We start from the raw sequence: 25,543 nt of genomic DNA, 5'->3' as shown, positions 1-25,543 counted from the left end.
CCCATGAGCACCGACGAACTCCTCTACGAGGTCCGCGACGGGATCGGCTGGATCACGCTGAACCGGCCCCAGGCACGCAACGCCCTGACCTTCGCCATGTACGACCGTCTCGCGGAGATCTGCCGCGAGACGACGCTGGGGGGCGAGGTGAAGTGCCTCGTCGTCACCGGCGCCGGCGACAAGGCTTTCGCCGCCGGCACCGACATGACCCAGTTCCGCGGCTTCGACACGGAGCAGGACGCCCTCGACTACGAGCACCGGATGGACGTCGTCCTCGGCGCGGTGGAGGCCTGCCCGGTTCCCACCATCGCGGCGATCGCGCGGGCCTGCACCGGCGGCGGCGCGGGCATCGCGGCGGCCTGCGACATCCGCATCGCCACCGCCGACCTGAAGTTCGGCTTCCCGATCGCCCGCACGCTGGGCAATTGCCTGTCCATCGCCAATCTGTCGCGGCTGTCGACACTGATGGGCGCCGGCCGGGTCAAGGAGATCATCTTCACCGCCCGCCTCGTCGGCGCGGAAGAGGCGCTGAATGCCGGGCTGATCGCCGAGATCGTGCCGGACCACGCGGCGCTGATCGCCCGCACCGAAGAACTGGCGGCACTGCTCGCCACCCATGCGCCGCTGACGCTTTCGACCACCAAGGAGGCCTTGCGCCGCCTGCGGGTCCAGGGCGCCGAGGCCGACGACCGCGACCTCGTGGTGCAGGCCTATATGAGCGAGGACTTCAAGGAAGGCATGGAAGCCTTCCTCGGCAAGCGCAAACCGGAATGGAAAGGCCAGTAATGGCACAGGCGAAAGGCCCGCTCGACGGCATGAAGGTCATCGAGCTCGCGCATATCATGGCCGGCCCGGTCTGCGGCATGATGCTGGCCGACATGGGCGCCGACGTGATCAAGGTCGAGAAGCCCGACGGCGACGACACGCGGCGCTTCCTGCCGCCGGACATCAACGGCGAATCCGCCGCCTACATGATGATGAACCGCAACAAGCGCGGCATCGTCCTCGACCTGAAGTCCGAAGACGGCAAGGCGGTGCTGCGGCGCATGCTGGAGACGGCGGATGTCGTCATCGAGAATTACCGCATGGGCACGATGGAGAAGCTCGGGCTCGGCTACGAGGATCTGAAGGCGGTCAATCCCGGCCTGATCTATTGCGAGATCTCCGGCTTCGGCCGCACCGGCCCCTATGCCAATCGCGGCGGCTTCGACCTGATCGCCCAGGGCATGAGCGGCCTGATGTCGATCACCGGCGAAGGCCCCGGCCGCCCGCCGGTGAAGTCCGGCGCCCCGGTCTCCGACATCACCGCCGGCATCCTCGGCGCGCTCGGCTGCGCTGCCGCCTATGCCCGCAAGCTGCAGACCGGCGAGGGCCAGAAGGTCGACACCTCGCTGTTCGAGGCCGGCATCACCCACACCTACTGGCAGTCGGCCATCGCCTTCGCCACCGGGGCCTCGCCCGGCCCGCTCGGCTCGGCGCATCCGCTGAACGCGCCCTATCAGGCCTTCCGGACCGCCGATGGCTGGATCAATCTCGGCGCAGCGAACCAGAAGAACTGGGAGCGCATGCTCGCCGTCATCGGCGCCGAGGAGCTGGCGTCGGACCCGCGCTTTGCCAACAATCACGGCCGCATGCAGAATCTGCCGGCGCTGGAGGAGATCCTCAACGGGCATTTCTCGCAGCGCAGCTCGGCCGAATGGCTGGCGCAGCTGGAAGCCGCCGGCGTGCCGGCCGGCCCGGTCCTCGACATCTCGGAGATGCACGAGGACCCGCAGACCCTGTCGCGCGAGATGGTGGTGGAGACCGAGCATCCGACCGCCGGCCGGGTGAAGGCGATCGGCCTGCCGATCAAGTTCTCCGACACGCCCGGCGGCGTCACCCGCCCGGCCCCGCTGCTCGGCGAACACACCGCCGAGGTGCTGCGCGAAGCCGGCTACGACGCGGCCGAGATCGACCGCATGCTCGGCTCCGGCGCGGTCCGCAGTTCAAAGGCGGGCTGACCGCAAGAAGATAAACGACAACAGCGCGCGGCGGCCTTGAGGCTCGCGGCGCGCGCCTTGACGTTGACGGTACTAAGGCTAGCTCGCAACGGATCACCCCCCACGGGACGCACACCGCCCGTAGCGGTCGGCGAACCGGCTCCCCGGTCATCCTGTTCTGGCGCCGTCATGCGACCCTTCGCCAAGCCCTTCTATCTGGTTCTCGGCTACAGCTGCGTCGTGCTGGGCGGGCTCGGCGTCGTGCTGCCGCTGCTGCCGACGACGCCCTTCCTGCTCCTGGCGGTCTGGTGCTTTGCCCGCTCGCATCCCGATCTCGCCCGCCGGCTGGAGGCGCATCCGCGCTTCGGGCCGACGCTGGTCGCCTGGCGCAAACACCGGATCATCCCGCGCCGGGCCAAGATCGCCGCGGTCACCGCGATGCTGGCGTCCTTCGTGCTGGCATGGGTGACCGTCGGCCACCCGCTCGTCCTCGTCAGCCTGGCGCTGATCATGGGCAGCGTCAGCGTCTACATCCTGACGCGGCCCTCAGGCCGGTAGACGCAAAGCGCTCGATCCGTGCCGCTCAGGCCGAGGCGACGCTGCGATCGCGTGATCCCGCCTGCCCCTTGCCCAGCGCCCGCAGGTCGAAGCCGCTGTCGCGCAGCTCGTCGGCACTGATCGGCGCCTCGCGGCCGAGCAGCTTGCGGGCGGCCATGTGCTCGCCGGGGGCGTTGATGGTCTCCACCGAGGCGAGTTGCCCCTCGCGATAGCCGACAATCACCGTGACCAGATCCTCCTGCCGGATCGTCTCGAAGCAATCGGCGCTGCTGGTCAGCCCGGCGATCTGCAGCTTCAGCGCGCCCTGGTCGCTCCAGAACCACGGCACCGCATGATAGGCCGCCGCCGTGCCGTGAACGATCCGCTTCGCCAGATGGCGCGCCTGGTCCATCGCCGCCTGCACCGATTCCAGTCGCAGATGGGTGCCCAGCGGCCCCGGCACCGAGGCGCAGTCGCCGATGGCCGAGATCGCCGGATCGTCGGTGGCGAGCGTCTCGTCGACAACGATGCCGTTCGACACCGCAAGCCCGGCCTCGGCCGCGAGTTCGCCATTCGGCGCAACGCCGGTCGCGACGAGAACCAGGTCGCCCTCGATGCCCGTTCCATCGGCAAGCGTCACGCCGACGACCCGCTCGGTCTCGTCGTCGTCGATGCGCGCCACCCTGGCGCCGAGCCGGATGGCGATGCCCGCGGCGCGGTGGTGCTCCAGGACGAAGTCCGAGATCGCCGGCGAGACGGCGCGGGCCATCAGCCTGTCGGCGGCCTCCAGCACCGTCACCTCTGCCCCGGCAAGCCGCGCCATGGCGGCAAATTCCAGCCCGATGAAGCCACCGCCGACGACGATGGCGTGGCGCGTGTCGGCCAGGCGCCGGCGGATCGTCTCGGCATGGGCGAGCGTGCGCAGTTCCACGACATCTTTGTGCGTGCCGCCGGCGATCGGCGGGCGCACATTGCGGGCCCCGGTGGCCAGAACCAGATGATCGTAGCCATGGCTGGCGCCGTCGTCGGTGGCCACCGTGCGGGCCGCGCGGTCGATCGACGCGACGCGGGTGGCGTCGAGCAAAGTGATGGCGTTGCGCTCGAAGAAGCTCTGCGGCTTGAGGACCAGGCGCTCGGGATCGCCCTCCTTCATGTAGCCCTTGGACAAAGGCGGCCGCTGATAGGGCAGACCCGGCTCGTCGCCGATCAGGGTGATCGGCCCCTCATGGCCTTCCTGCCGCAGGCTGGCCGCGAGCTGGATCGCTGCCTGGCCGCTGCCGACGATGACGATGCGTTCGCCGCTCATGTCCCGCGTCCTGTCATGGTTCGTCCAAGGGGCGCTCCGACGACCGCGCGGCCACGAGCCTGCCCCGGAGGCGGGTCTACGACGAAAGACGCCCGGCGGTCGAGCCGGGCGTCGGTCAGTGAACAGGACGCCGCAGGACGGGCGGCGCAGGTCGGGCGTCGGAGGGTCTAGACCGCCGACAGGCTGACGAGGGCGAACAGGCCGTCCGGATCGGTCCAGACCTTGTCCAGCGACCAGCCGGATTCGTCGGCCATCCCGGCCAGGGCCTCGACATCGTATTTGCGCGAGCTTTCGGTGTGGATCGTCTCGCCCGCCTCGAAGGCGAAGGAACGGCCGGCCACCGTCAGCGTGCAGGCGTCGCGGGCGACGAGGTGCATCTCGACGGCCGAGGCCTCGCCGTTCCAGCGCGCCTCGTGGGCGAAATTGTCGAGCGGCAGGTCGGCGCCCAGCTCCCGCTGCATACGCTCAAGTATGTTGATGTCGAAGGCCGCCGTCACGCCGGCCGCGTCGTCATAGGCGGCCAGCAGCGTGTCGATGTCCTTCTTCAGATCGACGCCGATGACGGCAACGCCGCCTGCTCCGACATGTCGGCGCATCCGGGCGAGAAAGGCCAGCGCCTCCCTGCGGCCGAGATTGCCGAGGGTCGAGCCGGGGAAGAACCCGCCCCGGCGCCCGTCCCGGGGCAGGTCCCCTGGCAGGTCGAATTCGGCGGTGAAGTCGGCGACCACCGGCTCCACGGCAAGGCCCGGAAACCGCTTCCTGATCCGCTCGGCCGACGCTTCCAGGAAATCGCCGGAGATGTCGATGGGCACATAGAGGCGCGGAGCTTCCAGCGCCCCCAGCACGATCTCGGTCTTGATGCCGGCGCCGGCGCCATACTCGATCAGCACCGCCCGGGGACCGAAGACCGCGGCGATCTCCCCGGCCTTCTCCTTCAGGATGCCGGTCTCGGTCCGCGTCGGATAATATTCCGGCAGCGCTGTGATCTCCTCGAAGAGCTCCGAGCCACGGTCGTCGTAGAGCCAGCGGCTCGGCAGGGTCTTGGGCGTGCGCGACAGGCCGTCGAGAACGTCGGCGCGAAAGGCCTCGCGCTGCTGGGCCAGCGTGTCGATGCGGTCCAGCATGCTCACGCGTCCTCGGCGAGGCGCAGGCCGGAGAACTGCCAACGCGCGTCCGGCGGGAAGAAATTGCGGTAGGTCGTGCGGATATGGTTCTCCGGCGTGGCGCAGGAGCCGCCGCGCAGCACGAACTGGCCGCACATGAACTTGCCGTTATACTCGCCGACCGCCCCCTCGACCGGCTTGAAACGCGGATAGGGCGAGAACGGGCTGCGCGTCCATTCCCACACGTCGCCATACATCTGGCGCAGGCCCTCGCCCGGCGCCGCGGGCTTCGGCCGCAGCCGGCCGGACCCGGCGAAATTGCCCTCGACCGGCAGACTCGCCGCGGCATTCTCCCATTCGAACTCGGTCGGCAGGCGCCTGCCGGCCCAGGTCGCGAAGGCGTCGGCCTCGAAATAGCTGAGATGCGTCACCGGCGCGTTCAGATCGAGCGGCTGCGCGCCGCGCAGGGTCATGGTCCACATCTCGCCGTCACGCTCGTGCCAGTAGAAAGGCCTGGTCCAGCCCTCGCCGAGGATCGTCCCCCAGCCGGCCGACAGCCACAGCAGCGGATCGCGGTAGCCGCCATCCTCGACGAAAGCCAGATATTCGCCATTGGTCACCAGCCGGTCGGCCAGGCGGTAGGGTTCGAGCAGCGCGCGGTGGCGCGGCCCCTCGCAGTCGAAGGCGAAGCCGTCGCCGTCATGGCCGATCTCGACGATGCCGCCGTCGAAACCGATGAAGCGCGCCTCGCCCGGATCGGCCGCGACGCCCAGTGGCTGCGGGTCGCGATAGGCCGGCTTCAGCGGGCTCTGGTCGAAGAGATGCAGAATGTCGGTCAGCAGCAATTCCTGATGCTGCTGCTCGTGATGGCAGCCGAGCTCGATCAGCTCGGCGACATCCGGTGCCGGGCCGCGCTCCATCAGCGTCTCGATCGCCGCGTCCACATGGGCGCGATAGGCGAAGATCTCGTCCAGCGCCGGCCGCGTGATCATGCCCCGCCGCGGTCGCGGCTGCCGCTCGCCGATGGTCTCGTAATAGGAGTTGAAGAGGTAGTTGTAGCTGTCGTCGAAGACCTCGTAGCCGGCGAGATTCGGCTTCAGCACCATGGTCTCGAAGAACCAGGTCGTGTGGGCCAGATGCCATTTGGCAGGGCTCGCGTCGGGCATCGACTGGACGGTCGCGTCGGCGTCCGACAGCGGTGCGCCGAGGGCACGGCTGTCCTCGCGCACTGCACGGTAGCGGGCCGCGAGCGCGGAGACGTCGGTCAGCGATTTGCGGGAAACATGGGCCATGTCGAACCTCTTCGAACTGGTTCCGGCCGCCGGTTCGCCCTGAAGGCGGGCCGCCGGACAACCGCGTTCGAGAAGACCTAGCTTTCGTCCATGACCCGACAACGACGATCACGTCTTATCTATCGAGCCGGCCAACGACCCTGCGGCCCCGCCATTGCGGCGCTTCCGGTGGCTCGAGGGCCGGCGGCGGGCACTATGCCGCAGCGGTCAGTTCCGGCCGGGCAATGCCAGGAACTCGGCGAGGACGCGGTTGAAGACGGCCGGATTGTCGAGATTGGCGACATGGCCGGCCTCCAGCACCACGCTCCTGGCATTGGGCGCCTCGGCGACGATATCGGCGGCTTGTTCGCGAATCGTCGTCGCGTCATGCAGCGTGTCGATGACCAGGCACGGGCAGCGGATGCGGCCGAGATCCAGCGGCCGGCTTTCGACGATGGCGCGATAGGTGGCGACGATGGCGTCCGGCGACATCGCCCGAAAGCCGGCGATGAAATGCCGCCGCGCGTCCCGTCCGACCCAGAACGGCCCGACGAGGCGTGCGGCCAGCGCCAGGCCGATCCGTGCCGTGCGGGCCTGGCCGAGGAGGTGGAACGTCGGGTGCAGCAGGCGCTGCGGGTCGAGCCAGTCGACGAGCCGGCGCACCCAGCCAATGCCCGACAGGGAGCGGGGCGTATTGGCGAGAACCAGCGCGGTCACCCGGTCCGGCGCGCGGGCCGCGATCTCCAGCGCCACCATGCCGCCCAGCGAAACGCCGCAGACGGCAAAGCGGTCGATGCCGAGACGGTCGATGAGCGCCAGACTATCGATCGCCATGCGGTCGATGGTCAGACGCTCCTGGCCGAGCGGGGTTGCGCCATGGCCGCGCAGATCCGGCACGATGACGCGATGCCGGTCGGCGAGCGCCTGCACCTGCCCGGCCCAGACCGCCCGCGTCTGCACCGCGCCATGCAGGAGCAGCACCGGCACGCCATCGGCCGCCCCCTGCGCCGGGTGATCGTCATGGACGATGGCGATGTCGCCGATGTCGGCTCTGCCATGCGGCGCGGACAGGCCATCCGCCGCACTGGCTGCGGCGGGTGCTTTGGTGTCGTCGAGGGAGATCGCCGTCATGCCGAAGGCCCGCCGACGGACGGCCGGAGCGGCGATCTGCCCGCCCGCCCCGGCGCCGTCGTCAGGATCGTGCCTATTCGGCGAACTCCACGGTCACGCCCGGCTTCACCATCTTGGCGAGTTCGGTCGCGTCCCAATTGGTCAGGCGGACGCAGCCATGGCTGTTGGTCTTGCCGATCTTGGACGGCTCCGGCGTGCCGTGAATGCCGTAGGTCGGCTTCGACAGCGCGATCCAGATCGTGCCGACCGGACCGTTCGGGCCCGGCGGAATCGTCAGCACCTTGTCGTTGGAGCCCTGCTTGAAATTGACCTTCGGATTGTAGGTGTAGTTCGGATCGAAGGCGATGCGGTTGACCTGCACGACGCCCGACGGGGACGGCGTGTCGGACGAGCCGATGGTCGAGGGATAGGCGGCGATCAGGCTGCCGTCGGCCGCATAGGCGCGCACCTGCTCGCGGCCCTTGTCGGCGATGATCTTGGTGACCTCGCCCTTCACGTTCTCGCCGGTCGCCGCGACCTTGATGCGGGTGCCCTGCCGATCGAAATCGGCGCCCGGATTGATCTTGCGCAGGAACTCCTCGTCCATGTGGAACCGCTCGGCCAGCCGTTCGGAGACGCGCTCGAAGCTCATCTCGGGTAGCTGCGCCTTCTCGCCGTAGTCGGACGGGATCGCCGCCACATACGGACCGGCGACGTCCTCGGCGGTGATCTCGTAGGTGGTGATCGCCGGCCCGCCGGTGGCGTCCAGTTCCTCGGCCAGCGCCTTGGCGTCGCCGGTGGGCAGGCTGCGGCCGAACTTCTCCTCATAGGCGGCGACCGCCTTGTTGACGTTCGAGCCCATGCGGCCGTCGATGACGCCCGGCGACATGCCGGCGCGGTCGAGCAGGATCTGCAGCGCCGCGATCTCCGCCTCGGCGTTCTTGCCCTTCGGCGCCTCGACCGGCGGGGCCGGATCGGTTTCCGTGATGGTGCGGCCTTCGGCCGGCGCCGTGCCGATAGCGCCCGGATCGGTCAGCAGATCGTCGACGCTGGTCTGGGTGTCGGCGGCGCCATCGGCCGGATAGTCCGGGCCCTGGACGGGCGGAAGCTCGGCCTCGCGGCGCGGCTCGCTCCCGGCGTCCGGCAGCGGCGCGGCCTCGATCGGCCCGTCATAGCGGGGCTCGTCGCGATAGACCGGATCGGGGCCGTAATCGCGCTCGCGGTCGTAGCCGTCATCGGCATAGGGATCGGCCGAGCGCGGGCCGAAATCGACGCGGCCCTCCAGCGTCACGCCCGGCGGCGGCGGCGCGTCAATGATGGCGCCGCCCCTTTCGCCGAAGCGCGCCCGGCGCTCGCGAAAGCGCTCGCGGCGCGGCTCCTCGATGGCGATGATGCGGCCGGTGGAATCGATCACCACCCGGCGACCGCTCTCGTCCACATAGACCTCGGCGACGTCGCCATACTGGTCGTATCCCTGGGCCAGACGGATCTCGCCCGACTGGGCCTGCGCCCCGGTCGCCGCGGTCGTCAGCGCAAGCGTCGACAGACAGAGTGCCACGATAGGCTTCATCTTGCTTTCTCCAGCACAGCCTGGTCCCGCCGGCGCACCATGCACCGCCGGGACGCCCCGTCGCATCCACCGCCGGACGACCATCCGGACGCGGATCCTGCTCTCCAGGCCTTTATCCCGCACTATCCGACATGGCGGATGAACCGGACATGAAAATGGCGAAACCTCACGCAAGTGTCAGTCATTCTGAAGAAAACGCGTCCGTCGCCTCAGGATCGACCGCCGCGGAGCGTCGTTTTGCCGGTCCCCACTTGGGCGCGCGGCCGCAAGCGTTTATGTGCGGGCATCACATGCGCGCCAGCGCCAACATCAGGATACGACCATGAGCGACACCCTTCCCGACCGGCTGTCTTCCGACCCGTCCAGCGAGTTCCACGACGCCGACCTGCTGACGCGGGGCGTGGGCGTGCGGTTCAAGGGCGAGGAACGCACCAATGTCGAGGAATACTGCATCAGCGAAGGCTGGATCCGCGTCCAGGCCGGCAAGGCGAAGGACCGCCGTGGCCAGCCGCTGACCATCAAGCTGAAGGGCCCGGTCGAGGTCTATCTCAAGGAAGACTGACCGCATCCGGCCGGTTCCGGACAAGCCGGGCCACAGGGCGCGCGGCGCCGGCCGGTCAGTTGTTGATGGCGATGATCGCCCAATGGGTCCGGCTGCAGGCATTGTCGTCGCAGACGGACGCCATCCAGATCTCGCCGTTTCCGAACATCACCCCTTCCGCATTGACGAAGAGGTCCGCGAAATCCTGGTCCGCGACGATCGCTTGCGTCTCCGCCATGACGAGACGGTCGTAATTGTCGACGAGGTCTTGGGCTTCGATCAGTTCGTATTCCTCGCCATTGGCGCGGACCGTCAGCGGATACTCGGCAAGCTGCGCCACGGTGATCGGATCGCCGTAGCGCATCGCCTCGGTCAGAAGGTCGAAGGCCTCGGCAAATCCCGCGGCATCGCCCTGCAGCGCCTCGATCCGGGCGGAGACCTCTTCGTGGCTCTGGGCGAACGCCGGCGCGGTCATCAACAGCGCGGCAAGGCACAGGGACCAGAACCGTTTCGTCATCCCGCAACTCCCTTTGCGATGAGTCCGGCGGGACCGCACGGGTGATGCGCGGCCCCGCCGAAGCGTTTCGTGGCCTTCGCTATTGCGGCCGCCATTCCTCGGTCCCGAGCGTCTTGGCGCCGATATAGCTCCACACGCCCATCCATTTCCCGCCTTCGCGGTACATCAGCGCGACGCCGCTCTCGCCATCCTGGAGATAGCCGATGGCCATGACGTCATCGTCGCCGATCCCCGTGCCCTGCAGCTTGGTGCCGTCCTGCAGCGTATAGGTCAGGGTAAAGGTGTCCCCGACCTTGGCCACGAGAACGCTGGCATCGTAGGTCGAACCGTCCGGATTGGTGCCGGCGATGGTGTAGTGGCCGGACGGGTCGGCGAGGGCCGGTGCCGCGCCGGCCAGAAGCACGGCGGCCAGTGTCAGACTGCGTATGGACGTCCACATCGTGGTTTCTCCCAAAACCCGACCGATCAGTCGGTGAAATCGAATTCCGAAATCTCGCAGACGTCGACGCCGGCCTTTGTGGCGTCGGTGCCGTCGCTGAAGGTGGCCTTGAAGTCGAACATGCAGGCGCCGGTCCCGTCATCGACGGTCACCAGCACCGCCTCGCCCGGCTCCAGAACGTCGACGCCGAGGATGTCTTCCTCCCAGGCATTCGTCCCGGTGTTGGACGCGTAGAACTCGATCATCGCGACGCTGGTGGCGTTGGTAACGGTGACGTCACGGTTCTCGGCATGGGCGGATACGGCGGCAAGACACACCGCGCCGACGGCCGCAGCGAGGACGGGACGGAAACAGAACTGCATTTTCGGGTATCCTGAACGGACGAGGCGCCTCGCCCGGCGGGCGTGCGCGGGCGATCACGCGCCCGCCATCACCATACGCCCGGCCATGACGCTGAGAAAGATGGCCCCGATCGCCATTCTTGTCTGGCCGTCCCAATCTTCGGGCGTTTCGTCCCCCTCGCCGCAGGGCGGCGCGCGGGGCGCATGACCTCCCGGAACCGCGCCTTGCGCGAAGCCGTTGCGCCGACGAGACGTTTGGATGGAGAACGATCATGTCATCGACCGAAGGCCGCCATATCATGGCCAGCGAGGAGACCGACAACGAGGTCGGCATCAACAATATCGAGGCGAGCCGGGTGGAAGGCACCGCGGTCTACAACACCGACGGCGACCATCTCGGCCATATCCAGGACCTCGTCATCGGCAAGCGCGACGGCCAGGTGAAATACGCCATCCTGTCCTTCGGCGGGTTCCTGGGGATCGGCGAGGACTATCATCCGCTGCCCTGGCACGTCCTGAAATACGACGCGCGGCAGGGCGGCTATGTCGTCGGCATCACCCGCGAGCAGCTTGAAGGCGCACCGCGCTTTGCCCCGGACGCTTCCCCGGGCTGGAACGATCCCGACACCGGCCAGCGCATCGACGATTACTGGCGTCCCGCCTATATCTGACGCGACGCCAGGGCTGAAACGACAAGGGGCGGCCCGACGGACCGCCCCTTTTTCATCTTCGCTCCGGAGCCCGTCAGGCCGCGACCCGGTCTCCCGGTGCGCCGGCCTTGGAGCCGACCACGTGGAAGATCAGATGGTCGCCGCCGCCGGCGATCTTGATCACGCTCTCGTCGCGGACCTCGCCGAGCAGGATCTTCTCGGCCAGCGGATCCTGCACCTCGCGCTGGATCACCCGCTTCAGCGGCCGCGCGCCATAGGCCGGATCGTAGCCCCGCTCGGCCAGCCATTCGCGGCCGGTCTCGTCGAGTTCGACCCGGATCTTGCGATCCGCCAGAAGCTGGTCGAGCCGCTTCATCTGGATGTCGACGATCGCGCCCATCTCGGAGCGATGGAGGCGGTGGAAGAGAATGGTCTCGTCCACACGGTTGAGGAATTCCGGCCGGAAGGCCCGCCGCACCACGTCCATCACCTGGTCGCGCGCCGCCTCGGCATCCTCGTCGTCGCGCAGGGCGGTGAGGAATTCCGCCCCCAGATTGGAGGTCATGATGATGATCGTGTTGCGGAAGTCGACCGTGCGCCCCTGCCCGTCCGTCAGCCGCCCGTCGTCGAGCACCTGCAGAAGCACGTTGAAGACGTCCGGATGGGCCTTCTCGATCTCGTCGAACAGCACCACCTGGTAGGGCCGCCGCCGCACCGCCTCGGTCAGGCTGCCGCCCTCCTCGTAGCCGACATAGCCCGGAGGCGCGCCGATCAGCCGCGAGACCGAGTGCTTCTCCATGAACTCCGACATGTCGAGCCGCACCATGGCGGTCTCGTCGTCGAACAGGAAGGCGGCCAGCGACTTGGTCAGCTCGGTCTTGCCGACGCCGGTGGGCCCGAGGAAGATGAACGAGCCGATCGGCCGGTTCGGGTCCTGCAGCCCGGCCCGCGCGCGGCGCACCGCCTTCGACACCGCCTGCACCGCCTCGCCCTGGCCGACGACGCGCGTCTGCAGCGCGTCTTCCATGCGCAGGAGCTTGTCGCGCTCGCCCTCCAGCATCCGGTCGACCGGAATGCCCGACCAGCGCGAGACGACATGGGCGATGTGGTCGGCGGTGACGGTCTCCTCGACCATCGAGCCGGCGGTGCCGGCCCCGTCCTGGGCCTCGGCTTCCTTGAGCTGCGCCTCGAGCTGCGGGATCTCGCCATAGGCGAGCTCGCCGGCCCGCTGGAACTCGCCCTTGCGCTGGGCGACGGCCAGTTCGTTGCGGACCTCGTCGAGTCGCTTCTTCAGGTCGGCGGCAAGCCCGAGCTTCGACTTCTCGGCCTGCCAGGTCGTGGTGATCCGGTCGGATTCCTCCTCCAGATTGGCCAATTCCCCTTCCAGCCGCTCGAGCCGGTCCTTCGACGCGTCGTCGCTTTCGCGGCGCAGCGCCTCGCGCTCGATCTTAAGCTGCATGATGCGGCGGTCGATCTCGTCCAGCGCCTCGGGCTTGGAATCGACCTGCATGCGCAGCCGCGCCGCGCCCTCGTCGACCAGATCGATCGCCTTGTCGGGCAGGAAGCGGTCTGTGATGTAGCGGTTCGACAGCTGCGCCGCCGCCACCAGGGCGCTGTCGGAGATGCGCACCTGGTGGTGCTGCTCGTATTTCTCCTTCAGGCCGCGCAGGATCGAGATCGTGTCCTCGACGGTCGGCTCGCTCACGAAGACCGGCTGGAAGCGCCGGGCCAGCGCCGGGTCCTTCTCGACATGCTTGCGATACTCGTCGAGCGTCGTCGCGCCGACGCAGTGCAGCTCGCCGCGCGCCAAGGCGGGCTTCAGCAGGTTGGAGGCGTCCATCGCCCCGTCGCCCTTGCCCGCGCCGACCAGCGTGTGCATCTCGTCGATGAACAGGATGATGTTGCCGGCCTCGGCCGTCACCTCGGACAGGACGGCCTTCAGCCGCTCCTCGAACTCGCCGCGATATTTCGCGCCGGCGATGAGCGAGCCCATGTCGAGGGCCATCAGCTGCTTGTCGCGCAGGGATTCCGGCACGTCGCCATTGACGATGCGCAGCGCCAGGCCTTCGGCGATGGCGGTCTTGCCGACGCCGGGCTCGCCGATCAGCACCGGGTTGTTCTTGGTGCGCCGGGACAGGACCTGGATGGTGCGGCGGATCTCGTCGTCACGGCCGATCACCGGGTCGAGCTTGCCCTCGCGCGCAGCCGCCGTCAGGTCGCGGGCGTATTTCTTCAGGGCGTCGTAGCCGCTCTCGGCCGAGGCGCTGTCGGCGGTGCGGCCCTTGCGCAACGACTCGATGGCCGCGTTCAGCCCGTTCGGCGTCACGCCGGCATTGGCGAGGATGGTCGCGGTCTTGGCGGCCTTCTCGATGGTCATGGCCAGGAGCAGGCGCTCGACGCTGACATAGCTGTCGCCGGCCTTCTTGGCGATCTCCTCGGCGGTGGCGAAGATCTTCGCCAGCGGCTGGGCGAGATACATCTGCGAGCCGCCGCCCGACACTTTCGGCATGGCGTCGAGGGCCGCCTCGACGGCGATCCGGACCTCCTGCGGCCGTCCGCCGGCCTTCTCGATGAGGCCGGCCGCCATGCCTTCCTCGTCGTCGATCAGGACCTTCAGCAGGTGCTCGGGCGTGAATTGCTGGTGATCGCGCGAGACCGCCTGGGTCTGTGCGGCCTGGATGAAGCCGCGAACGCGCTCGGTGTATTTCTCGATATTCATGGATCGCTTCTCCTATCGGCGAACCACCCCGCAGGCGTCGTCCGCACGTTCCTGGAGTCCGGCCCCCGTTCCGGCAGGCCGCCCGCTGAATATATGGGTGAGGCGCAACTCACCCGGAAGGGCCAGACGCACGACTGTTGCAAAAATGTTTCGCCCGCCGCCATGCGCCAGATCAAGGCGCCGGTCGGTCACACCCGGGAGCGCCCACGAAAAAGGGCGCCGCGAAGCTCGCAGCGCCCTTTGTCTCGTTCGCGGATCGGTTGCCCGGTCGGCTCAGCCGTTGGAGGCCAAAAGGAAGTCCGGCAGGGCGTCGTTGTCGCCGCCGGCCTTGGTCTCGCCATCGGCGCCGTCTTCCGGCTTCTTCTTACGCGGCCGTCCGGGACGGCGCTTCACCGGTGCGGCATCCGCCTCGGGCGCATCGGACGGCGCTGCCGCCGTCGCGGGGCTCTCGCCGGCATCGGCGGCCTGTGCCGGTGCGGCGGGTGCTGCCGCCTCGTTCGTCACGCCATCCTCGTCGCGCGGGCGACGGGTGCGGGCGCGGCGACGCGGCCGTTCGTTCTGCTCGTCGGAGGATACGGTCTCGCTGCGGCGGCCGTCGGCGTCGCTGCCATTGGCCTCGCCGCGCGCCGGGCGCTCGCGGCGATCGTCGCCCTGCGAGGACCCGCGGTCCGCCTCTTCGGCGACCATCGGCTGCGGGCCGGTGCCGTTCGGCTCGGACCGGTCACGCCGATCGCGATTGCCGCGATTGTCGTCCTGCTGACGATTGTCGCGGTTGCCGCGGCTGTTGTCGTCGCGGTTGCGATTGCGGTTGCCATCGCGGTCGCGGTTGCCGTCGCGATCCCGGTTGTTGTCGCGGTCGCGGCTGCGGTTGCCGTCGCGGTTGTCGCGATTGCCCCGGTTGCGCTCGCCGTCCGCGTCGTTGTCGCGGTCGTCCCGGTCGTCGCGATAGCTGGAGTTGTCCTGCTGATCGTCGTCGTCGTCGTCGCTGGAATCGTCGCGGTTGTCGCGATCGTCGCGCGGCTGGAACTGCGCCTGCGCCGCCGCCACGATGCGATTGTAGTGCTCGGCGTGCTGCAGATAGTTCTCGGCCATGACACGGTCGCCGGCTCCCGAGGCGTCACGCGCCAGGGTCGAGTATTTCTCGGCGATATGCTGGGCGGTGCCCCTGATCTTCACGTCCGGGCCATTCGACTCGTAGCCACGCGAAAGCGGGTTCGGGCCCTTGCGACCGCGTCCGCGCATACGGTTTTTCTGCTGCTGTCCTGGCCTCATGAACTTCCTGTCTTTTTGGATGCACCGGTCGTGCCGGTATGGCTGTTGCCCAAAGACGCGGATCACGCGTCTGCTCAAGGTGCAGCCTGCCGCAGCAATGCCGCCAACTAGAGGTTTTGTCGGTTGTGGCTGGCGATACCCTCGCGCCGGCTTGTACGGACGACCTACCGGTCACCACGAGCATTCCTCGGGTCGCCTGGCGGCGCTGCCTGAGGGATGTCCCCCTCGGATGTTCCGTATTCGTCAGACCCTAGAGGGGAAACCGCACTGCCACAAGTGTTTTTTGTCTGCATACCCTGCGATTGCGGCGCCGGCTGGAAACTTGGTTACACCGGACCCGCGTCGCCGATCGCCAGCCGCAGGGTCAGGACCCGGATCACGCCGCCAAGGTCCCGGGTCGCCGCATCGAGGATGAAACCTTCGGCCGCGAAGATCGCCGCCACGTCGCCCTCCTGGCCGACGCCGATCTCGACGATCACCAGGCCCTGCGACCGCACGATCCGGCGGGCGCCCGTCGCCAGCGCGCGATAGGCATCGAGCCCGTCCGCGCCGCCATCGAGGGCGAGCAGGGGGTCGTGGTCACGCACCTCGCGCGACAGGGCTGCGATATCGTCGTGCGGAATATATGGGGGATTCGACACGACGAGTTCAAGCGGTCCCGCGATCGCGTCGAGATAGTTCGCCCGCACAGTGTGCATCCGGTCGGCGACGCCGGCGGCGATCGCATTGCGCCGCGCGGTCTGAAGCGCCCCGTCCGAAATGTCGAGCGCGACGGCCTCGGCCTCGGCGAACAGCGCCAGCAGCGAGACCGCGATGGCGCCGGTGCCGGTGCCCACATCGGCAAAGACGCAGCGACCGTCCCGCGCGACGATCGCCGCCATCGCCTTGCGGGCCTCCTCCACCAGCACCTCGGTGTCTGGCCGCGGTTCCAGCGTTTCGGGCGACAGCAGGAAGTCATGCTCGTAGAAGGCGCGCCGGCCGATGATGCGGTGCACCGGCTCGCCGGCCGCCCGCCGCGCCAGGACCGCGTCGAAGCGGGCCGCGTCCGCCACCGACACCACGGCGCCCGACGCCGAATGCACCTCGCCGGGGCGCCGGTCGCAGATCTCCGCCAGCAGCAGCCGCGCGTCGAGATCGGGCGTGTCGCAGCCGGCGGCGCGCAGCCGCGCCTGCCCGTCCCGCAGGCAGTCGCCGAGCGTCGGCCCGCCCGGCTCGTCAAGCATCGACGCCGACGGCGGCCAGGAGATGCGCCTGATGGTCGGCGACCAGCGCATCGACCAGTTCGTCCATCTCGCCCTCGATCACCCGGTCGAGCTTGTAGAGCGTCAGGTTGATCCGGTGGTCGGTGACGCGGCCTTGCGGGAAATTATAGGTGCGGATGCGCTCGGAGCGGTCGCCGGAGCCGACCTGGCTCTTGCGGGCGGCTGAGCGCTCGTCGTCGGCGCGCTGGCGTTCCATGTCGAACAGCCGGGCCTTCAGCACCTGCATGGCGCGGGCGCGGTTCTGGTGCTGGGACTTTTCCGACGACGTCACGACGATGCCGGTGGGCAGATGGGTGATGCGCACCGCCGAATCGGTGGTGTTGACGTGCTGGCCGCCGGCGCCCGAGGCGCGCATCGTGTCGATGCGGATGTCCTCGGTCTTGACCTCGACGTCGATGTCCTCGGCTTCCGGCAGCACCGCGACGGTGGCCGCCGAGGTGTGGATGCGGCCGCCCGATTCGGTCTCGGGCACGCGCTGCACCCGGTGGACGCCGGATTCGAACTTCAGCCGCGAGAACACGCCGACGCCGCGGATCGCGGCGATCACTTCGCGGTAGCCGCCGACCTCGCCCTCGCTGGCCGAGATGATCTCGACCTTCCAGCGGTTCATCTCGGCATAGCGCTGATACATGCGGAAGAGATCGCCCGCGAAGAGGCCGGCCTCCGAGCCGCCTGTGCCGGCGCGGATTTCCAGGATCGCGCCCTTCTCGTCGGCGGCGTCCTTGGGCAGCAGCAGGATGCGGATCTCGGCGGTCAGCGTCTCCAGCCGTTCCTTCAGCTCGTCGATCTCGATTTCCGCCAGTTCGCGCATGTCGCGCCCGGCCGCCGGCTCGTCGAGGATCGCGCGGGCCTCGGCCAGTTCCTGCTCGGCCTTCTGATAGGTGCGAATGGCCGCGACCACTTCCTCCAGCCCGGAATATTCGGCGGCCAGCTTGGTATAGACCTCGTGCTCCGGCCCCTTCGACATCTCGTGCTCGAGCAGCGCGAAGCGGTTGAGGATTTCGTCGAGGCTGGATTTCGGCAGGGTCGCCATGTGGTCCTGAACAGGTGCGGGGAAGAGGATGCGCCCTCTTGCGCGAGGTCGCGACGGTGATCCGGGTCGGCGGGCCGGATCAGCTAATACGGAATGCCCTGCGCCTTGGCGAAGTCGACCAGTGCCCGCCGCGGCGCATCCGACGGATGGCTGCCGTCGAGATAGGCGGTCACCAGCTCGGTCACCCGGCCGACATTCATCTCGACGATCGCCGCCTTCACCGGCCCGATCGAGGGCGGTGCCATGGATATGGACCGGAAGCCGAGGCCGATCAACGCCATCGCCGACAGCGGCCGGCCGGCCATCTCGCCACACAGGGTCACCGGCACCGAATGGCGGATGCCGGCATCGACGATCAGCTTCAGCGCCCGCAGGAAGGCCGGCGACAGATCGTCGAAGCGGTCGGCGACGCGGGCATTGCCGCGATCGACGGCGTTGAAGAACTGGAACAGGTCGTTCGACCCGACCGACACGAAGTCGAGCAGCTGCATCACCTCGTCGAGCTGGAACAGGATGCCCGGCACCTCGATCATCGCGCCGATCTTCAGCCGCTCGGGCATGACATGGCCGAAGCGGGTCAGGTGCTTGTATTCGCGGCTGATCAGGTCGCGCGCCAGATGCAGCTCCGACACGTCGGTCACCATCGGGAACATGACCCGCAATTCCCGGCCGGCCGCCGCCTTGAGCAGCGCCCGCAGCTGGGTCCGCATCAGGCCCGGCCGGTCGAGCGCCAGGCGCAGCGCCCGGTAGCCCAGCGCCGGATTGTCCTCAGGGAACTGGTTCAGATAGGGCAGCACCTTGTCGCCGCCGACATCGAGGGTGCGGAAGGTCACGGGCCGGCCGCCGGCCGCGTCCAGCACCGCCGAATACAGCCGTTCCTGGTCGCTGGCCCGGGGCATGGTGGAGGCGACCATGAACTGCAGCTCGGTGCGGAACAGGCCAATGCCCTCGGCGCCGGCCTCGTCGAGCTGCGGCAGGTCGACCAGCAGGCCGGCATTCATCTGCAGGTCGATCTTGACGCCGTCGCGGCTGACCGAGGCCATGTCGCGCAGCGACCGGTAGCGCTCCTGGCGCTTCTCGCGGAACTTGGCCTTGTCGGAGAACAGGGCTTCCAGATCGGGCTGCGGGCGCAGATGCACGCCGCCATCCTCGCCGTCGACGATGACCGAATCGCCGCTCTCCGACATGGAGACCGCACCCTTGACCTGGCCGACCACCGGAATGCCGAGGGCCCGCGCGACGATGACGACGTGGCTGGTCGCCGCGCCCTCCTCCAGCACGAGGCCGCGGATCTGCTCGCGGCGATAGTCGAGCAATTCCGCCGCGCCCATGGAGCGGGCGACGATGATCGCGTCGTCGGGCGTCGCCTGCCCGTCATGGCCGATCAGCTGGCGCAGCAGCCGGTTGGCGAGATCGTCGAAATCGTGCAGCCGCTCGCGGATATAGGGGTCGGTCATGTGCATCATGCGCGCCCGCATGTCGCTCTGGACCTTTTCCACCGCAGCTTCCGCGGTCAGGCCGTTGCGCACCGCCTCTTCCAGCCGCCGCACCCAACCGCGGTCGTGGGCGAACATGCGATAGGCTTCCAGCACCGCCCGGTGCTCGCCCTCGCCGGCCACCTCGCGGCGCGACAGCATGTCCTCGATCGACAGCCGCAGGACGCCCAGCGCCTTGGTCAGGCGCTCGACCTCGATCTCCATGTCCTCGTTGAAGAGGTTGGTCACGACGACGCGCGGCTCGTGCAGGATCACCCGGCCAAGGCCGATGCCGTCGGACAGCGGCACGCCGGTGAACGAGACCGAGCGCGACAGGTCGAGGGCGACGCCGGGCCGCGACAGGCCTTCCAGGCTGCCGGCGGCGATCATCTCGGCGACCACCATGGCGACGGTTTCCAGCGCCTCGGATTCCTCGTCGCGATAGACCCGTGCCGCCTTGTTCTGGACGACCAGCACGCCGAGCGTGCGGCCGGCGCGCAGGATCGGCACGCCGAGGAAGGAGTGGTAGATCTCCTCGCCGGTCTCCGGAAGATAGGTGAAGGCCGGATGCTTCTGAGCTTCCGGCAGGTTCAGCGGCCGCGCCGTCGCGGCGATCGTGCCGACGAGGCCCTCGCCGAGTTTCAGCTGGGCGAGATGGACCGAACCAGGGTTCAGGCCCTCGGTGGCATAGAGTTCCAGAATGCCGTCGGCACGCAGGACGTAGAGCGAGCAGACCTCGGCCACCATGTTCTGGGCGATCAGGCGGGAAATCTGGTCGAGACGCGACTGCGGGTCGAGAGGCTCGACCATGAGCTCCCGGATGCGGCGCATGAGAACGCGCGGCCCTGACATGTCGCTTCTGTTCAACGCGATGTCCCGTTCCAGGTGGCCGACGCCCGCCCGGATGATTCCGGTCGGCCGCGCGATCCCCTTCCCCGTATCAGATCACATAAAGCTGCCCCGACAGAACCCAATCGGAAGGCAGCAATAGGTTTTCCCCTTCGCGGCCCGGTTGCGCGCCCGTCACGCCGGCACGCAAGGCCGGCAGTCCGGCGACCCTTAAGGTCTATGCCTTGTCGAGACCGTAGACCGAATGCAGCGCCCGCACGGCCAGTTCGGTGTAGTCGCCGTCGATCAGGATCGAGATCTTGATCTCCGACGTGGTGATGGCGCGGATGTTGACGCCGCGATCGGCCAGCGCCTTGAAGGCGGTGGCGGCAACGCCGGTGTGGCTGCGCATGCCGACGCCGATGACTGAGACCTTAGTCAGGCCCTGCTCGCTCTGGATGGCGTCGTAGCGCATCTCCGTCTTGGCCTTCTCGAGGACGGCGGTCGCCTTGTCGAGATCGCCGGCCGGGACCGTGAAGGTCATGTCGGTGGAGGTGCCGGCCTCGGAGATGTTCTGGACGATCATGTCGACATTGACGCCGGCTTCGGCGAGCGGCCCGAAGATGGCCGCGGCGACGCCCGGCTGGTCCTCGACCCGGCGCAGCGAGATCTGCGCCTCGTCCTTGGCGTAGGCGATGCCTGTGACGACCTGCTGTTCCACGATTTCATCCTCGTCGCAAATGAGGGTCCCCGGCGGGTTGTCGAAGTCGCCCATGCCGGGCGCGTCCGGGTCCTCGAAAGAAGAACGCACGAAGGTCCGCACCTTGTGGACCATGGCCAGTTCCACCGAGCGCACCTGCAGCACCTTGGCGCCAAGCGAGGCCATCTCCAGCATTTCCTCGAAGGAGATGCGGCTGAGGCGCCGGGCCTTCGGCTCGATGCGCGGGTCGGTGGTGTAGACGCCGTCGACGTCGGTGTAGATGTCGCAGCGATCGGCCTTGATCGCCGCGGCCACCGCGACGGCCGAGGTGTCCGAACCGCCGCGCCCGAGCGTCGCGATGCGGTTGTCGGGCGCGATGCCCTGGAAGCCGGCGAGCACCGCCACCTGCCCCTCGGCGAAGCGCCGCACGATCTCCGACGAATCGATCTCCTGGATGCGGGCGGCGCCATGGGCGCCGTCGGTGCGGATCGGCACCTGCCAGCCCTGCCAGGAGCGCGCATTGACGCCCATCGCCTGCAGCGTGATCGCCAGGATGCCGGCCGTCACCTGCTCGCCGGACGCCACCACGGCGTCATATTCGCGCGCATCGTGGATCGGCGAGGCCTCGCGGCACCAGCCGACGAGCTCGTTGGTCTTGCCCGACATCGCCGAGACGACCACGGCCACGTCGTGGCCCGCGTCGACCTCGCGTTTCACATGACGCGCGACATTGCGGATGCGGTTGACGTCGGCGACGGAAGTGCCGCCGAATTTGAGGACGAGTCGGGCCATGGGATCGGCATTCGGTGGTTCGACAAGATGTCTGGTGAACTGACCCCGAACGGTCCGGCGTCGCGAAACGGCCGGACATGTCCGAAGGACCCAGCACGCGGCGGGCGGGGGTTCCCTAGCCGATGCGACCTCAAACCGCAATGTCGCCGCGGCTTGCGGACACCATCTCGCATCGCCTCCGCCGCGCCGCCACGCTTGACTTTGGCCGGCCGGAGCGAACATGCCGAACCACCACGACAGGCAACGAGGACGAGATGAGCGCACCCGACGGAACGACGATCGACGCGGCCGAGGTCGAGCGATTCTCGCGCCTGGCCCAGGAATGGTGGAACCCGGTCGGCAAGTTCAAGCCGCTGCACAAGTTCAACCCGGTGCGGCTGGAATATATCCGCGAGCAGCTGGCGATGAATTTCGACCTGGACCTGTCCTCCGACAAGCCCTTCGACGGCCTGTCGGTGCTCGACATCGGCTGCGGCGGCGGGCTGATCTGCGAGCCGATGGCCAGGCTCGGGGCCAGGGTCGTCGGCGCCGACGCCTCGGAGACGAATATCGAGGTCGCCAAGCTGCACGCCGCAGAGAGCGGGCTTGCCATCGACTACCGCGCCACCACCGCCGAGGCGATCGCCGAAGGCGGCGAGACCTTCGACGTGGTGCTGGCGCTGGAGATCGTCGAGCACGTCTCAGACGTCGACCTCTTCCTGACCTCCTGCGCGGCGATGGTGAAGCCGGGCGGGCTGCTCTTCGTCGCCACCATCAACCGCACCTTCAAGGCGCTGACCTTCGCCATCATCGGCGCGGAATACGTGCTCGGCTGGCTGCCCAAGGGCACCCATCAATATGAGCGGCTGGTGCGGCCGAAGGAGATCGGCGATCCGGTCGAGGCGGCGGGGCTGTCGATGATCGACGAGGTCGGCGTGGTCTATCACCCGCTCGCCGACGCCTGGAAGCGGTCGCGCGACACCGACGTCAACTACATGGTCCTCGCCCGCCGCCCCTCGGCCTGAGGGGCGCGGAGCCGGCCTCACGGATCCGTGTTCAAGCTGGAGACAAGGCTCGAATGCGATGCTCGTCCTGCGGGCGTCGTGAGCGCACCGAGGCATGCATCATGGAGCTGAGAACCAGCACGTGTAGAGACCCAAGAGGACGTCATGGTATCGCCGAGATCAGACAGCATTCCCAATGAGGCCAACTGTCCTGTCCATCTGGAGATCCTGGCCCTCCTGCTGCGCTCCGACGACGCGACGAAGCAGGCGCTGATCCGCGAGATCCCGGGGCCGACCCGCGCCCGCCTCGCCTTCTTCTGCTACAATCGCGTGCATCTGCGCGGCCTCGCCTTCCAGATCACCGCGCTGTGCGAACTGGCGGATTTGCGGACCATTGCCGGTGCCAAGGGCGACCTTCTCTACAGCCAGGCCACCGAACAGGGCCTGTTCGAGGATGGCGAGGGCGGCCCGCGGCGGCACAAGGGCGTGACCCTGGCGCGGACCGCACGCGGCTGAGGCCGACAGGCGGTCTTCAGTTCCCGGCTTCGGTCAGTTCTTGTCTTCGGGCAGCGGCGGCAGCGGCAGCGCCGCGATCCCTTCCTCACCGAGGCTCTTGACCTCCTGCGGCGACGCCTCGCCGTAGATCTGGCGCTTCTCGCTCTCGCCGTAATGGATGCGGCGCGCTTCCTCGGCGAATTTCGGCCCGACATAATCCGACTTGGCGCGCAGCTCCCGCGCGATCGCCTGCAGCTTGGCATAGACCGCCGCCGCATCGCCGCCGGCATAGCGGGCCTCGGCCGGCGCCGCCGGTCCCTCGGCCACCGCCTGCGCCCGATCGCCTGCCGCGCTTTGCCGCCCGGATTTGGCGACCGCCGGCTTCATCAGCGCCTTGGACACATCCGTCGACCCGCAGACCGGGCAGGACACCAGCCCGCCCGCCGCCTGGCGCTCGAAATCCTCGCCGGAGCGGAACCAGCCGTCGAAGGCATGAGAGGCGGGCTGACAGCGCAGCGCGAAACTGATCACTCGGCCGCCTCGCGGGCACCGGTCACCGCGACCTCGGCATCGCCGACGGTGAAGCTGCGGGCATTCTTCAGGTTCGGAACCTTGCCGCGCGCGGCAGCAACGGCCGCCGTGTCGATATCGGCGAAGGCGACACCCGGCTCGTTGCCCTCGACCTCCGCGACCACCGCGCCCCAGGGATCGACGATCAGCGAATGGCCATAGGTCTCGCGTCCGTCCTCGTGGCGGCCGCCCTGCGCGGCGGCGATGACGAAGGCGCCGTTCTCGATGGCGCGGGCGCGCAGCAGCACATGCCAGTGGGCCTCGCCGGTCTGGCGGGTGAAGGCCGCGGGCGCGGTCAGGATCTCGGCGCCGGCCAGCGCCTCCTCACGGAAGAGATGCGGAAAGCGCATGTCGTAGCAGATGGCGAAGCCGAGCCGCGCTGTCCCGTCGGCAAAGGCGAGATCGGCCAGCACCGCGGCGCCGCCGGGGCGATAGGTGCGCGATTCCCGCCAGCTCTCGCCATTGTCGAGATCGACGTCGAACATGTGGATCTTGTCGTAGCGCGCAACACGCCGGCCGTCCGGCGCAAAGAGCAGCGCCCGGTTGGCGACGCGCCCATCCTCGAGCGCCACGGCGATCGAGCCGAGATGCAGATGGATGCCGTAGCGCCGCGCAAGGCCGCTGGCCGTGGCCACGAGGAGATCGTCGTCTTCCGTCCGCAGCCGGTCCATCAGCGCCGCGCGGTCGCGCTGCAGCATGCCGGTCATCTCCGGCGACTGGACGTAATGCGCACCGCCCGCGACCGCCTCGGCCACCAGCGCGTCCAGCGCCGCGGCGTTGTCGGCCGGCTCGCGGCCGGAGCGCATCTGCAGAACCGCGGCGCGAAACGTCGTCATGGCATGTCCTTCACGAGGCTTGCCTTCCCAAGGCTGGCCATCCCGAGGCTGGCGCCCCGTCAGGCGGCCAGCAACGGGTCCAGCTTGCCGGCGCGCTCCAGGGCGTAGAGCTCGTCGCAGCCGCCGACATGGGTGTCGCCGATGAAGATCTGCGGGAAGGTGGCGGCGCCGTTGCCGCGCTCGCGCATTTCCTGGCGCAGCTGCGGCGAGGACGAGGCGTCCTTCTCCTCGTAGGCTACGTTCTTCTGGTCGAGAAGCTGCTTGGCGCGCGAACAGAAACCGCAGAGCTGTCGGGTGTAGATCGTCACATTCGGCATGGAGTGTCATTCCCAGCTGGTTGAGGACCAGCATATGGCTTCACTCGGTGCCGGTCGCAACCCTTGCGAAGGTGAGCACGTCGACGTCGCGGGCCCCGGCCCGCTTCAGCGCCCGGGTGGCGCTCGCGACGGTGGCGCCGGTCGTATAGACGTCGTCGACCAGCAGCACCCGGCGTCCGTCCAGCTCGTCGCGGCGGGTCTCCACCACCTGGAAGGCGCCGCGGACATTGGCGCGGCGCTGGGCGGGACCGAGCCCGACCTGGCTGCGCGTCGCCTTCACCCGCTTCAGCGACAGCGGCGAGAAGGACAGCTTGGCGCCGCGCGCCACCAGCCGGGCGATCTCCGCCGACTGGTTGAACCGCCGCCGCCACAGGCGGCCGGGATGTAGCGGCACTGGCACGACGACCTCCGCATCGGCGATCAGCTCGGCCCCGGCGCGGCTCATCCAGCCGGCCATCAGCGGCACCAGATCGGTGCGGTCGGCATATTTCAGCGAGCTGACGAGGCGCGCCGCCAGATCCTCGTAGAGCACCGCGGCACGCAGCCGGGCAAAGGGCGGCGGCTCGGCGATGGCCTCGGCCGAGAGGAACCCCTTGCCCAGATCATAGGCGAAGGGTAGCCCGAGAACCTCGCAATAGGGACGTTCGATGAAACGCAGCTTCGGCCAGCAGGCGCAGCACACCGTGCCGGAACCGGTGACCGCCGCCTGGCAGCCGGGACAGACAGGCGGAAAGAGCAGCCGGCCGAGGGAGCCGGTGATCGCCGCCGAACCGCGCCTGAATAAGCTCATCGTTCCGCCCGTCCCTGGTGCGCAGTGCCCGCAGGGCGGATCGGCTTCCTCCTCGATACGCGAAGCCGGTCGCGCCTCCCTGTGCTTGACGATACTCCACCTGCGAC

At 68.5% G+C, this 25,543-nt stretch carries 25 protein-coding genes; 7 read left to right on the top strand and 18 right to left on the bottom strand.

The window, feature by feature from the left end; translation table 11 throughout:
* The first annotated feature begins 3 nt into the window (after positions 1-3).
* From J3367_RS09675 to J3367_RS09665, 3 genes are all read left to right on the top strand, one after another.
* Positions 4-786, top strand: coding sequence for an enoyl-CoA hydratase/isomerase family protein (locus tag J3367_RS09675; protein ID WP_024349921.1), 783 nt, complete (start codon positions 4-6; stop codon positions 784-786).
* Complete coding sequence (locus J3367_RS09670; RefSeq protein ID WP_024349920.1) at positions 786-2,000, top strand: CaiB/BaiF CoA transferase family protein; 1,215 nt, start codon at positions 786-788, stop codon at positions 1,998-2,000. The genes J3367_RS09675 and J3367_RS09670 overlap by 1 nt, the downstream gene beginning before the upstream one ends.
* A gap of 168 nt (positions 2,001-2,168) precedes the next feature.
* Positions 2,169-2,537, top strand: a complete 369-nt coding sequence (locus J3367_RS09665) for a YbaN family protein (protein WP_024349919.1) — start codon at positions 2,169-2,171, stop codon at positions 2,535-2,537.
* A gap of 25 nt (positions 2,538-2,562) precedes the next feature.
* Here the strand turns inward: J3367_RS09665 and J3367_RS09660 are convergent, their stop codons facing one another.
* From J3367_RS09660 to J3367_RS09640, 5 genes are all read right to left on the bottom strand, one after another.
* Positions 2,563-3,822, bottom strand: coding sequence for an NAD(P)/FAD-dependent oxidoreductase (locus J3367_RS09660; protein WP_024349918.1), 1,260 nt, complete (start codon positions 3,820-3,822; stop codon positions 2,563-2,565).
* A gap of 167 nt (positions 3,823-3,989) precedes the next feature.
* Positions 3,990-4,946 carry an L-histidine N(alpha)-methyltransferase gene (egtD, locus tag J3367_RS09655; protein ID WP_024349917.1) on the bottom strand — a complete coding sequence of 319 codons (957 nt, stop codon included), beginning with the start codon at positions 4,944-4,946 and terminating at the stop codon, positions 3,990-3,992.
* A gap of 2 nt (positions 4,947-4,948) precedes the next feature.
* Positions 4,949-6,217 (bottom strand): ergothioneine biosynthesis protein EgtB, encoded by a 1,269-nt coding sequence (egtB, locus tag J3367_RS09650; protein ID WP_024349916.1) that lies wholly within the window; start codon positions 6,215-6,217, stop codon positions 4,949-4,951.
* A 207-nt stretch (positions 6,218-6,424) separates the two neighbouring features.
* Positions 6,425-7,327, bottom strand: coding sequence for an alpha/beta fold hydrolase (locus tag J3367_RS09645; protein WP_421460769.1), 903 nt, complete (start codon positions 7,325-7,327; stop codon positions 6,425-6,427).
* 73 nt (positions 7,328-7,400) lie between these two features.
* Positions 7,401-8,876, bottom strand: a complete 1,476-nt coding sequence (locus J3367_RS09640) for a L,D-transpeptidase family protein (RefSeq protein ID WP_024349914.1) — start codon at positions 8,874-8,876, stop codon at positions 7,401-7,403.
* A gap of 322 nt (positions 8,877-9,198) precedes the next feature.
* Between J3367_RS09640 and J3367_RS09635 the strand changes: the two genes are divergently transcribed.
* On the top strand, positions 9,199-9,438 hold the full coding sequence (locus J3367_RS09635; RefSeq protein WP_024349913.1) for a DUF3297 family protein: 240 nt from the start codon (positions 9,199-9,201) through the stop codon (positions 9,436-9,438).
* A gap of 55 nt (positions 9,439-9,493) precedes the next feature.
* Here the strand turns inward: J3367_RS09635 and J3367_RS09630 are convergent, their stop codons facing one another.
* The 3 genes from J3367_RS09630 to J3367_RS09620 form a co-directional block, all read right to left on the bottom strand.
* Entirely contained in the window at positions 9,494-9,934 is a 441-nt protein-coding gene (locus tag J3367_RS09630; protein ID WP_024349912.1) for a hypothetical protein, read from the bottom strand.
* 79 nt (positions 9,935-10,013) lie between these two features.
* The gene (locus J3367_RS09625; RefSeq protein WP_024349911.1) at positions 10,014-10,373 is read right to left on the bottom strand and encodes a hypothetical protein; all 360 of its coding nucleotides are present in this window, start codon (positions 10,371-10,373) and stop codon (positions 10,014-10,016) included.
* Between the two features lie 26 nt (positions 10,374-10,399).
* Entirely contained in the window at positions 10,400-10,735 is a 336-nt protein-coding gene (locus J3367_RS09620) for a hypothetical protein (RefSeq protein ID WP_024349910.1), read from the bottom strand.
* Positions 10,736-11,013: 278 nt separating this feature from the next.
* On the opposite strand from J3367_RS09620, the gene J3367_RS09615 reads away from it, so the two are divergent.
* Positions 11,014-11,385 carry a PRC-barrel domain-containing protein gene (locus J3367_RS09615; RefSeq protein WP_024349909.1) on the top strand — a complete coding sequence of 124 codons (372 nt, stop codon included), beginning with the start codon at positions 11,014-11,016 and terminating at the stop codon, positions 11,383-11,385.
* Between the two features lie 73 nt (positions 11,386-11,458).
* On the opposite strand, the gene clpB is transcribed toward J3367_RS09615, so the two are convergent.
* From clpB to J3367_RS09585, 6 genes are all read right to left on the bottom strand, one after another.
* Complete coding sequence (clpB, locus tag J3367_RS09610) at positions 11,459-14,083, bottom strand: ATP-dependent chaperone ClpB (protein ID WP_024349908.1); 2,625 nt, start codon at positions 14,081-14,083, stop codon at positions 11,459-11,461.
* A 273-nt stretch (positions 14,084-14,356) separates the two neighbouring features.
* Positions 14,357-15,325: a DUF4167 domain-containing protein gene (locus J3367_RS09605; RefSeq protein ID WP_051141529.1), complete on the bottom strand. Its 969-nt coding sequence runs from the start codon at positions 15,323-15,325 to the stop codon at positions 14,357-14,359.
* A gap of 356 nt (positions 15,326-15,681) precedes the next feature.
* The gene (prmC, locus tag J3367_RS09600; protein WP_024349906.1) at positions 15,682-16,578 is read right to left on the bottom strand and encodes a peptide chain release factor N(5)-glutamine methyltransferase; all 897 of its coding nucleotides are present in this window, start codon (positions 16,576-16,578) and stop codon (positions 15,682-15,684) included.
* Complete coding sequence (gene prfA / locus J3367_RS09595) at positions 16,571-17,650, bottom strand: peptide chain release factor 1 (protein ID WP_024349905.1); 1,080 nt, start codon at positions 17,648-17,650, stop codon at positions 16,571-16,573. The genes prmC and prfA overlap by 8 nt, the downstream gene beginning before the upstream one ends.
* An 83-nt stretch (positions 17,651-17,733) precedes the next feature.
* The gene (gene ptsP / locus J3367_RS09590) at positions 17,734-19,935 is read right to left on the bottom strand and encodes a phosphoenolpyruvate--protein phosphotransferase (protein WP_373279273.1); all 2,202 of its coding nucleotides are present in this window, start codon (positions 19,933-19,935) and stop codon (positions 17,734-17,736) included.
* A 256-nt stretch (positions 19,936-20,191) separates the two neighbouring features.
* Complete coding sequence (locus J3367_RS09585; protein WP_024349903.1) at positions 20,192-21,445, bottom strand: aspartate kinase; 1,254 nt, start codon at positions 21,443-21,445, stop codon at positions 20,192-20,194.
* 254 nt (positions 21,446-21,699) lie between these two features.
* Between J3367_RS09585 and ubiG the strand changes: the two genes are divergently transcribed.
* A complete protein-coding gene (ubiG, locus tag J3367_RS09580; RefSeq protein ID WP_024349902.1) occupies positions 21,700-22,449 on the top strand; it encodes a bifunctional 2-polyprenyl-6-hydroxyphenol methylase/3-demethylubiquinol 3-O-methyltransferase UbiG in 750 nt (249 codons plus the stop codon).
* Between the two features lie 144 nt (positions 22,450-22,593).
* Positions 22,594-22,944: a hypothetical protein gene (locus tag J3367_RS09575; RefSeq protein ID WP_009210701.1), complete on the top strand. Its 351-nt coding sequence runs from the start codon at positions 22,594-22,596 to the stop codon at positions 22,942-22,944.
* A gap of 33 nt (positions 22,945-22,977) precedes the next feature.
* Here the strand turns inward: J3367_RS09575 and J3367_RS09570 are convergent, their stop codons facing one another.
* The 4 genes from J3367_RS09570 to J3367_RS09555 are packed head-to-tail and all read right to left on the bottom strand — an operon-like array spanning position 22,978 to position 25,436.
* Positions 22,978-23,454 carry a DUF1178 family protein gene (locus J3367_RS09570; RefSeq protein ID WP_024349901.1) on the bottom strand — a complete coding sequence of 159 codons (477 nt, stop codon included), beginning with the start codon at positions 23,452-23,454 and terminating at the stop codon, positions 22,978-22,980.
* Positions 23,451-24,329 carry a carbon-nitrogen hydrolase family protein gene (locus tag J3367_RS09565; RefSeq protein ID WP_024349900.1) on the bottom strand — a complete coding sequence of 293 codons (879 nt, stop codon included), beginning with the start codon at positions 24,327-24,329 and terminating at the stop codon, positions 23,451-23,453. Before J3367_RS09565 ends, J3367_RS09570 begins: the two co-directional genes overlap by 4 nt.
* A gap of 59 nt (positions 24,330-24,388) precedes the next feature.
* Entirely contained in the window at positions 24,389-24,646 is a 258-nt protein-coding gene (grxC, locus tag J3367_RS09560; RefSeq protein WP_024349899.1) for a glutaredoxin 3, read from the bottom strand.
* 40 nt (positions 24,647-24,686) lie between these two features.
* Complete coding sequence (locus tag J3367_RS09555; RefSeq protein WP_024349898.1) at positions 24,687-25,436, bottom strand: ComF family protein; 750 nt, start codon at positions 25,434-25,436, stop codon at positions 24,687-24,689.
* Between the last annotated feature and the right edge of the window lie 107 nt (positions 25,437-25,543).

This window comes from Aurantimonas sp. NFXS3, from assembly GCF_049132005.1.
Classification (GTDB): Bacteria; Pseudomonadota; Alphaproteobacteria; order Rhizobiales; family Rhizobiaceae; genus Aurantimonas; species Aurantimonas coralicida.
Note: the sequence above shows the minus strand (reverse complement) of the source record. Positions and strands in the feature narration are given on the sequence as shown.